Source organism: Bartonella sp. AP36NXGY, assembly GCF_042195865.1.
Taxonomy (GTDB): Bacteria; Pseudomonadota; Alphaproteobacteria; order Rhizobiales; family Rhizobiaceae; genus Bartonella.
This window is the reverse complement of record NZ_JBHIPD010000151.1, coordinates 1-563: the sequence shown is the minus strand read 5'-3', so window position 1 is coordinate 563 and position 563 is coordinate 1. Positions and strand designations below refer to the sequence as shown.

The following is a 563-nucleotide window of genomic DNA, read 5'->3' as shown; positions in this document are numbered from 1 at the left end:
CTCTGAAATAACTCTAGAGGGTAGGCAGGGTTGCCAACGGTTTCAACAGCATAGCGATTGGCATCATTAACAATGCCACTCTTTTTATCAGTCTTTACACATTGACGCCCCATAACCCATTCAAGAGCGGGTTTACCATTGACGATATACTCATAAGCTTCAAGAGGGATATCTGTTATTGTGATATTGCTATTGTAAATAACTGTTGATTTATCCTTTTCGGATTTTCCTTTCTCTTTAGCTGCTTTTGCGAATTTCATTTCAGTTACATAATAAAACTTTTCGGGATTAGAGATCTCTGTCTGTTTTGGATTACCCTTTTTAAAGGTCACTGGATAAGGCTCTACATCTTCATAATTTACGTGCAAATGACCGAGTTCACGTCCTGCTGTTACAAACTTCCAAAAATCATCGGCACTCTTTACACAAGGAATACGAGGCAATTCTTTGCATAAATTATGTGCATAACGTGTACGATAATCTTTTGAATGGAAAATCCCATAAACGTAATAGAATAAATCATCTTTCGTGATTTTTTCATTAGGATAAGCCGCTTTAAAATG

At 36.6% G+C, this 563-nt stretch carries 1 protein-coding gene; it reads right to left on the bottom strand.

The window, feature by feature from the left end; all coding sequences use genetic code 11:
• Positions 1-563 (bottom strand): type ISP restriction/modification enzyme (locus tag ACFINX_RS10390; protein WP_375668831.1); only part of this gene is annotated, 563 nt, incomplete at both ends.